6 protein-coding genes and 3 pseudogenes are annotated in these 8,721 nt (G+C 62.0%); 7 read left to right on the top strand and 2 right to left on the bottom strand.

Annotated features, from left to right (window positions below; genetic code table 11):
* The 4 genes and pseudogenes from JHD07_RS08915 to JHD07_RS08900 all read left to right on the top strand — a co-directional run.
* Positions 1-435: pseudogene (locus JHD07_RS08915) on the top strand (AMP-binding protein); the annotation flags it as partial.
* Between the two features lie 23 nt (positions 436-458).
* A complete protein-coding gene (locus tag JHD07_RS08910) occupies positions 459-1,637 on the top strand; it encodes a lipid-transfer protein (RefSeq protein ID WP_024343233.1) in 1,179 nt (392 codons plus the stop codon).
* A 24-nt stretch (positions 1,638-1,661) separates the two neighbouring features.
* A pseudogene (locus JHD07_RS08905) lies at positions 1,662-2,455 on the top strand (SDR family NAD(P)-dependent oxidoreductase).
* A gap of 22 nt (positions 2,456-2,477) precedes the next feature.
* Complete coding sequence (locus JHD07_RS08900; protein ID WP_024343234.1) at positions 2,478-3,269, top strand: enoyl-CoA hydratase; 792 nt, start codon at positions 2,478-2,480, stop codon at positions 3,267-3,269.
* A gap of 96 nt (positions 3,270-3,365) precedes the next feature.
* Here JHD07_RS08900 and JHD07_RS08895 read toward each other — a convergent pair whose 3' ends face one another.
* Positions 3,366-4,010: a TetR/AcrR family transcriptional regulator gene (locus JHD07_RS08895; RefSeq protein WP_049820487.1), complete on the bottom strand. Its 645-nt coding sequence runs from the start codon at positions 4,008-4,010 to the stop codon at positions 3,366-3,368.
* Positions 4,011-4,090: 80 nt separating this feature from the next.
* Positions 4,091-5,248: an acyl-CoA dehydrogenase family protein gene (locus JHD07_RS08890; RefSeq protein ID WP_024343236.1), complete on the bottom strand. Its 1,158-nt coding sequence runs from the start codon at positions 5,246-5,248 to the stop codon at positions 4,091-4,093.
* Between the two features lie 536 nt (positions 5,249-5,784).
* Between JHD07_RS08890 and JHD07_RS08885 the strand changes: the two genes are divergently transcribed.
* The 3 genes and pseudogenes from JHD07_RS08885 to JHD07_RS39750 all read left to right on the top strand — a co-directional run.
* On the top strand, positions 5,785-6,609 hold the full coding sequence (locus JHD07_RS08885) for an ABC transporter ATP-binding protein (RefSeq protein ID WP_349509787.1): 825 nt from the start codon (positions 5,785-5,787) through the stop codon (positions 6,607-6,609).
* Positions 6,609-8,573: an AMP-binding protein gene (locus JHD07_RS08880; protein WP_291621154.1), complete on the top strand. Its 1,965-nt coding sequence runs from the start codon at positions 6,609-6,611 to the stop codon at positions 8,571-8,573. The genes JHD07_RS08885 and JHD07_RS08880 overlap by 1 nt, the downstream gene beginning before the upstream one ends.
* Positions 8,570-8,721: pseudogene (locus tag JHD07_RS39750) on the top strand (branched-chain amino acid ABC transporter permease); the annotation flags it as partial. The gene JHD07_RS08880 and the pseudogene JHD07_RS39750, both read left to right, overlap by 4 nt.

The raw sequence follows: 8,721 nt of genomic DNA, 5'->3' as shown, positions 1-8,721 counted from the left end.
ATGGCCGGTTACTGGAACAATCCGTCGGCGACGGCGCAGGCGCTGCGCGACGGCTGGCTGTGGACCGGCGATGTCGGCACGTTCGACGCGCACGGTTTTCTCTATCTGAAGGATCGCTCGAAAGACGTCATCATCTCCGGCGGCTCCAACATTTATCCGCGGGAAGTTGAGGAGGTGCTGCTGCGCCATCCCGCCGTGGCGGAGGTCAGCGTGATCGGTCGCCGCCATCCCGACTGGGGCGAGGAGGTCATCGCCTTCGTGGCGTCGTCGGCGCCGGTGACGGCCGCGGAACTGGATGCCTTCTGCATCGAACATATCGCCCGCTTCAAGCGGCCGAAGTCCTACCGGTTCCTGCCGAGCCTGCCGAAAAGCAACTACGGCAAGATACTCAAGACCGAAATCCGGAAAATCATCGAAAGCGAAACGGCCGCGTAATCGGCGAACACAAGGAGCGCACAATGACCGCGATCGTTGCAGGTGTCGGCATGATCCCGTTCGCAAAGCCGGGCGCATCAGCGCCCTATGACGCGATGGGCGAGGAGGCGGTCAAGCTGGCGCTTGCGGATGCCGGCCTCGGCTACGACGCCATCGAGCAGGCCTATGCCGGTTTCGTCTACGGCGACTCCACGGCCGGCCAGAAGGTGCTCTACCGGGTCGGCATGACCGGCATCCCGATCGTCAACGTCAACAACAACTGCTCCACCGGCTCGACCGCGCTCTATCTGGCGCGGCAGGCGGTCGAAAGCGGCGCGGCGGATTGCGTGCTGGCCGTCGGCTTCGAGCAGATGCGCCCGGGTGCGCTGGGGTCGATCTTCGAGGACCGGCCGTCGCCGTTCTCGGAATTCGACCGCGTCACCGATGAACTTGTCGGCCATGGCGAGATTCCGCTGGCGCTCCGTTATTTCGGCGGCGCCGGCAAGCAGCACATGGACAAGTACGGCACGCAGCTCTCGACGTTCGCGAAGATCCGCGCCAAGGCCAGCCGCCATGCCGCGCGCAACCCGCTGGCGCTGTTCCGGAAAGAAATGACCGAAGGCGATGTGATGCAGGCGCCGGTGATCTGGGAGGGCGTGATGACGCGCTCGATGGCGTGTCCGCCGACCTGCGGCGCCGCCGCCGCCGTGCTCGTCTCCGAGGCGTTCGCCAGGCGCCATAACCTGAACGACACAGTTCGCATCCGCGCGCAGGCCATGACGACGGACCGTCCCAGCACCTTCGAGACCCGCGACATGATGCGCGTCGTCGGCTTCGACCTGTCGAAGTCGGCGGCCGAAAAGGTCTACGAGAAGGCCGGCATCGCCCCCGACGATGTCGATGTCGTCGAACTGCATGATTGCTTCGCGCAGAACGAACTCATCACTTACGAGGCGCTTGGCCTCTGCGGCGAGGGCGAGGCCGAGAAGTTCGTTCTCGATGGCGACAATACCTATGGCGGACGTTTCGTCACCAACCCGTCCGGCGGCCTGCTGTCCAAGGGACACCCGCTCGGCGCGACCGGCCTCGCGCAGTGCTACGAACTTGTCCATCAGTTGCGCGGCACCGCCGAGGCCCGCCAGGTCGACGGTGCGCGGCTGGCGCTCCAGCACAACCTCGGCCTGGGCGGCGCGGCCGTCGTGACGCTCTACGAAAAGAACTGAACCAGAAGCGGGAGTAATTCACCGATGTCGCAGCGGCTCAAGGACAAGATCGCGTTCGTCATGGGAGCCGGCTGCGTCGGTGAAGGCTGGGGCAATGGCAAGGCCACGGCCGTCCTGTTCGCGCGCGAAGGCGCGACGGTGATCTGCGTCGACCGCGATCTAGCATCGGCGGAGCGCGCCGTCGCGATCATCACGGAAGAAGGCGGCAGGGCCGAGGCCCTGCGCGCCGACATCACGTCGGCCGCGGACATCGATGCGGCCGTCGGTGCAGCCATCAGCCGTCATGGCCGCATCGACATCCTGCAGAACAATGTCGGCATCGCCGAGCCCGGCGGTCCCGAGCATATCGACGAGGCGAGCTGGGACCGCGTCATGGCGGTGAACCTGAAGGGGTTCTTTCTCACCTGCCAGCGCGTCCTCCCGGAAATGGTCAAGCAGGGCGGCGGCGCGATCGTCAACGTGTCATCGGTCGCATCGATCACCACGATCAGCGTGCCGATGATTTCCTATTATTCCTCGAAGGCCGGCGTGAACCACTTCACCCGCGCCGTAGCGGTCGAATATGCGCCGAAGGGCATCCGCTGCAACGCGGTGTTGCCGGGCCTGATGAACACGCCGATGATCGTCGAGCCATACAAGCACGTTTACGATTCCCCGACGACATGATTGCCCGGCGCGATGCGATGGTGCCGATGGGCAAGATGGGCACCGCCTGGGACGTGGCGCATGCCTCGCTGTTCCTGGCGTCGGATGACGCGAAATACGTCTCCGGCGTGCTTCTTCCTGTCGATGGTGCGCTCACGTGCCGAACTGGCTAACGAGACTTTCTGGGAACGTGTCATGAGCGAAGAAAAAGAACTTGTTATCCGCGATGATCGGGGTGCGGTATCGTACATTTCCTTGAACCGTCCGCGTAGCGGCAACAGCCTTTCCTTGTCGACAATCGATGAATTGACCCGCCATCTGATGGACCTCCGGGGGCAGCCGTCGATCGCGGTGATCGTCCTGACTGGGATCGGCAAGAAGATCTTCTGCGCGGGGCATGATCTTACCGAATTTGACGGGGAGACGGATCCCGAATTCTTCAAGACGGTGTCGACGCGCTGTTCGGCTCTGATGCAGACGATGCGGGATCAACCGCAGGTCATCATTGCCAGCGTCGCAGGCGTGGCCTCGGCCGCCGGTTGCCAGTTGGTCGCCAGTGCCGATCTCGCGATCGCCTCCAGCGAGGCGCGGTTTGCGACACCGGGCGTGAACATTGGCTTGTGGTGCCTCACGCCCATGGTGGCGTTGTCGCGCGCCGTGATGCCGAAACACGCGATGCAGATGCTCACCACGGGGCGCCTCTACGACGCGGCGTTTGCGCTACGCATCGGGCTGATCAACGATGTGGTCACGCCCGAGCAACTCGAGCAAACGGTCGAGTCGCTGGCAGCGGAGATCGCCTCGAAATCGACCTACACGTTGGCGCTCGGCAAACAGGCGTTCTATCGCCAGCTGCAAATGCCCATCTCCGATGCCTACGAATATTCCGGCGAACTCGTGGTGAGGAACATGGCCCACGCTGATGCGCGCGAGGGCATTGCTGCCTTCGTACAAAAGCGCAAGCCGCTCTGGAAGGGACGAAAGTAACATTGCTCTTGCGCCTCCGTCCGGCGGATCGTTTTCGTGGGTTCCAGGCGTCTTTTGCGAGCAGCGTTTCGGCTCCGCTGGGGCGGCGGGGCGCGATCAGCGGCTCCGCAGAGCTCCCTCTACGAGATCGACAAGTTGCCGGGCGACCTGCTCGCCGGTGAGCGGTCCTTCAGTCGTGAACCATCGCGTCATCCAGTTGATCGACCCCATGAAGAAGAACACCGTCAGCTTGGGATCGACGGCACGCACCGTCCCGTCGGCAATACCTTCAGAGATCAATTTCCGGAAGCCGCGGTCAAACTTGTCGCGACGCTTGCCGATGATCGCCTTGTTCTGCGACTCCAGTGCGTCGTACTCGCCGAGCACCGCGAAAGAGCCCATCTCGCTGGTGATGGTTTTGACGTACTTGTCGATAAGCAGGAGAATTTTTTCAAGCCCGGTCTTGCCATGCTCTTCGCTGTACTTCATCGCCTCGTCGCCGAAGTCGAGCGACATCATGTGGCATTCGAAGAGAATTTCCTGCTTGTTCGTGACGTAGTAGTAAAGCGCGGCCTTGGTGACGTCCAAGGTCTTCGCCACATCCTCGAGCGAGGTGTTGTGATAGCCGCGAAGGCTGAATGCGCGGCCCGCCTCGCGAAGCAGCGCGCCCCGCTTCAGCAAGAATTGCTGTTCCCGGTCCAGGACGACGCTTTTCCAGGCGGAAGCGTGGCGGCCGCGCCTTGCTGTCGATGTCTTCTTCATGAAGCGTGCCGAGTATCCGGATTAGCGATTCTCAAGGCTCCATAGTCAAAACTATTGCCGTAAAGTCAATTCTTGGGCCCTCAGGCCGAGAGGCTGCGTGCGATGATTTGCTTCTGGATATCGCTGGTCCCCTCGTAGATTTTGCAGACGCGAACGTCGCGGTAGTAGCGCTCGACCGGAAAATCCTTTAGGTAGCCATAGCCGCCATGGATCTGTAGCGCGTCCGAGCAGACCTGCTCCGCCATCTCTGAAGCGACGAGCTTGGCGATGGCCGCCTCCTTGGCACACGAGGCTCCGGCTTCGAGAAGCCGCGCGGCGTGGATGTAATATTGCCGCGCGACGTCGACCTGCGCAGCCATCTCCGCGAGATGGAAGCTCACCGCCTGCAGTTCGACGATCGGCTTGCCATAGGCCTCGCGCTCGTTGGCGTAGCGGATCGCAGCGTCGAGCGCTGCCTGGGCAACGCCGACCGCCTGCGCGGCGATCGCAATCCGTCCGTCAGACAGGCCGCCCATGACAATCCGGTACCCACCGCCAACTTCGCCGAGCACGTTCTCCGCCGGCACGCGAAGATTGTCGAGCTGGATCTGGGCGACATGGGCCGTACGCTGGCCGAGCTTGTCCTCGACGCGCGCGACATTGTAGCCAGGTGAGGTAGGGTCGACGATGAACGTTGTGAAACCACGTTTGCCGGCCTGCGGATCGGTGCGAGCGAGCACGATCGTTGTACCAGCCTCGCTCCCGTTGGAAATGAACTGCTTGGTGCCGTTGAGAATGAAGTGATCGCCTTCGCGGCGCGCGGTGGCACGAAATGCGGCGGTATCCGATCCGGCCTGCGGCTCAGTGAGAAGAAACGCGCCGATCTTTTCGCCGCGCAGCATCGGCGGCAGATACTTCTGCTTCTGTTCCTCGCTGCCGCGCAAGGCGATGGTGAAGGCGGTGACGTTGTGGACGTGGAAAATGGTGCCGACACCCGCGTCGGCCGCAGCGATCTGCTCCAGCGCCAGACAATAGGCGACGAACCCCGCGTTCGAGCCGCCATATTGTTCCGGCGGCAGCATGCCCATGAAGCCAAGATTCGCGAGAGCCTTCAATTCGGCGTGCGGCCACGTCGCGGTGCGATCGCGTTCCGCTGCCGTGGGGGCGATCGCGTCGGTCGCAACCTTGCGCGCGACGTCCCGAACCATCGTTTGCTGGTCGGTTAGGAACGAAAAAGATTTGCTCTCGGCTCCTGCCATCCCGGATTCTCCTCCTGCCTGTCCTTATCGGAGATTGGCAGCGTTGCTGGAGCGACGCGGTTTCGCGAGCGCGCGAAACCGGTGACAGACGTTGCTCACGGAGAGCTGCAGATCTTCCGTATTCGACCACATATTAGGATATTCGACGTTATGGTCAATTCATGTTCGAGGCTTTGCCTTTTCGGTTTGGTGCCATTGCAGGTCGAAAGGTCGAGGGCCGCTTCGTCGAAAGGCGCGCCTGAATGCGCCCAATCACGAGCTTCCTCCAAAGCGGGAAGTGCCTGCTGCCTGCTGCAACCGGAATCCGTGCCTCTTGATGCGTTCGCGCCGGAGTGTTCGATCTGCCTTTTCGTCGTGGTGTGTTGCAGGCGCCCGAATGGGCTTGACCTAAATTGACTGTCGAGTTAAAAATAATGCTCATCGGTCATAAAAATCCGCAGAGGATGGGGCGATTTGAGGGTGGGGCGCTGTTCGGTCGAAATGCCGCATACCGTGGGGAGGATGAATGTCGCAGGACTGCGTTGTGAAGGGGGAGCGTGTTGAGCGCTGTTTCGCCTCTCTATTCAGCATCGCAGAGCCGTGCGGCGCAGAATGCCGCGCTTCTCGTCGCCGACGGTATCCGGATGGCTTTCGGTGGCGTCGTCGCGCTTGACAATGTGTCCATCGCGGTCGGGGTGGACGAGTTGCTCGCGGTGATCGGGCCGAACGGTGCCGGCAAGACCTCCCTGATGAATTGCCTCAGCGGCTTCTATCGGCCGCAGCAGGGCGAGGTACGATTCAATGGCTCGCTGCTGTCCGGCATGGGCGTCCACCATATCGTGAAGGCCGGCCTGGCCCGGACCTTCCAGGGGACGCATATCTTTTCGAACATGACCGTGATCGAAAACATCATGGTCGGCCGTCACATTCACATGAAGAGCTCGATTCCGTCGGCATTCTTTTACTTCGGGCCTTGCAGACGCGAGGAGATCCGGCACCGCGAGGTCGTCGAGGAAATCATCGAGCTGCTCGAAATCGAATCCATCCGCCATCAGCCGGTCGGCAGCCTCGGCTACGGCTTGCGCAAACGCGTCGATCTCGGTCGGGCACTGGCGCAGGAGCCGAGCATCCTGCTGATGGATGAGCCGATGGCCGGGATGAATACCGAGGAGAAGGAGGACCTCGCGCGATTCATTCTCGACGTTCGCGAGGCGCGACGGATCCCGGTGGTGCTCGTCGAGCACGACATGGGTGTCGTCATGGATCTAGCGGACCGGATCGTGGTGCTCGACTTTGGCCGCAAGATTGCAGAGGGGACTCCGCTGGAGGTTCAGAAAAATCCTGCGGTGCTCAAGGCGTATCTGGGCGAAGGAAATCGCTGATGCTGCCGATGCGTACCATTCCGCAACTGTTGCTCGAGCGCGCCAGCGCGGCGCCGGACCGGCTCGTTGAGCGGCACAAGTATCGCGGCATCTGGCGCGAATACACCTATGGTGATGTTCTCGAGAAGGTGCGTTCCTTCGCCCTTGGCCTTGACGCGATAGGTATTCGCCGCGGCGAGACCGTGGCCCTGGTCGGCGAGAACGAGCCGGAGAACTTCTGGAGCGAGTTTGCGGCGTTCTCGATCGGATGCAAGATCGTCTCGCTTTATCCTGACATCACTGCGGACGAAATCGAATACCTCCTTAACGATAGCGATGCGGTCTGTCTGGTAGCGCAGGATCAGGAGCAGGTGGACAAGGGGTTCGCGATTCTCGATCGCGTTCGGCACCTTCGCCAGATGATCTACTGGGACGATACCGGGATGTGGTCCTATCGTCACGAGCGCCTGACGCCGTTCGAGAAGGTGGTTGAGGTCGGACGCGCACGCCACGCCGAGGATACCGATCTGTTCCGGCGCCTGGTTGAGACAGGCCGACCCGACGACGTGGCCGTGCTGTCTTATACGTCCGGCACCACCGGGCGGCCGAAGGGCGTGGTGCTGACCCACCGCTACCTCGTCGACAACGCGCATCGCGTCATCGCGGCGACCGGCATCAAGCCCGGCATGGAGTATCTCACCTATATCGCCCCGGCCTGGGCGACGGAGCAGTTCTTCGGCGTCACCATCGGCCTCCTGCTGCCGCTGGTGGTGAATTTCCCGGAATCGCCTGAGGAGGTTCTCAACAATATCCGCGAACTCGCAGTCGAGGTGATGGTATTCGCTCCCCGCCAGTGGGAGAGCCTCGCCGCCACCATCCAGGGCCGGATGCTCGATGCTGGCCGGACGCGCAGGGCGATCTATGCCTGGGGTGTCGATATCGGCCACAAGGTCCATGTCGCGCGTCTTGAAGGCAGGCCCGTCCCGCTCGGCGCGCGGCTTGCGCTGCCGCTTGCGGAGATGCTGGTATTGAAGCCGCTGCGAGACAAGCTCGGCCTCACGCGCATCAAGCTCGCATTGTGCGGCGGCTCCACGATGGCGCCGGATGTGTTTCGCCTGTTCCATGCCATCGGCGTGCCGTTACGCAATATCTATGGCGCCACCGAGATCGGACTCCTGACCCTGCATCAGGGGAATCGGTACAATCTCGAGACGGTCGGGCACTGGCTGAGCTCGCACCCCGAATCCGGTGCGGCGCTGGAATGGAAGGTGTCGGAGCAGGGTGAATTGCTCGTTCGTGGCGGCAGTGTCTTTCAAGGCTATCACAAGAAGCCCGACAGCGTCGCCCAGCGCGTTGAGGACGGATGGTATCGCACGGGCGATGCCGTGTCGGTCACCGACAGCGGCGAGCTCGTATTCCTCGAGCGCCTCGACGATCTTCGACAGCTTCGCTCCGGCGAACGGTTTCCGCCTCAGTTTATCGAGACCCGGCTGCGTTTCAGTCCGTTTATCAAGGACGTCATGATGCTTGGCGACGATACGCGCGACTATATCGGCGCGCTGATCAATATCGACATGAGCGTGGTGTCGCGGTGGGCGGAAGATCGCAACATCAGTTTCTCCACCTTCACCGATCTTTCGCAGAAGGCCGAAGTGGCCGAACTGGTGCGCGGCGAGATTGCGCGCGTTAACCTGTTCCTGCCCGAACATGCGCGGGTCCGTCGATTCGCCAACTTCCCCAAGGAGCTCGATCCGGATGAAGGCGAGCTGACCCGTACGCGCAAGCTGCGGCGCGAATTCCTCGCCGAACGCTATGCCGTGCTGATCGAGGCGATGTACGGCGGCCGGGATGATCAGAAACTCGACATCGCGGTAACGTATCAGGATGGGCGAAAGGGAACGCTGTCCGCTCACGTCACCATCCACGATGTCGTTAAAGGCGACAAGCGCGGAAACGCCGCTGCACCGTTGCGAGCCATCGCATGATCGATTTCGTCAATTATTTCATCAACGGCGCATTGGTCGGGCTCCTCTATGCCCTCATCGCCATGGGCTTCGTGGTCATCTATCGGGCATCGAAGGTCTTCAATTTCGCCCAGGGTGAACTCGTCGTGTTCGGCGGCTTCATCGTCTG

The sequence above is a fragment of the Bradyrhizobium sp. genome (assembly GCF_016462955.1).
GTDB lineage: Bacteria > Pseudomonadota > Alphaproteobacteria > Rhizobiales > Xanthobacteraceae > Bradyrhizobium.
This window is presented reverse-complemented; position numbering and strand designations above follow the sequence as displayed.

Excerpts from the sequence above, each read along its gene's own strand:
- JHD07_RS08910 (WP_024343233.1), top strand. The coding sequence starts at position 459 with ATGACCGCGATCGTTGCAGGTGTCGGCATGATCCCGTTCGCAAAGCCG.
- JHD07_RS08900 (WP_024343234.1), top strand. The coding sequence starts at position 2,478 with ATGAGCGAAGAAAAAGAACTTGTTATCCGCGATGATCGGGGTGCGGTA.
- JHD07_RS08895 (WP_049820487.1), bottom strand. The coding sequence starts at position 4,010 with ATGAAGAAGACATCGACAGCAAGGCGCGGCCGCCACGCTTCCGCCTGG.
- JHD07_RS08890 (WP_024343236.1), bottom strand. The coding sequence starts at position 5,248 with ATGGCAGGAGCCGAGAGCAAATCTTTTTCGTTCCTAACCGACCAGCAA.
- JHD07_RS08880 (WP_291621154.1), top strand. The coding sequence starts at position 6,609 with ATGCTGCCGATGCGTACCATTCCGCAACTGTTGCTCGAGCGCGCCAGC.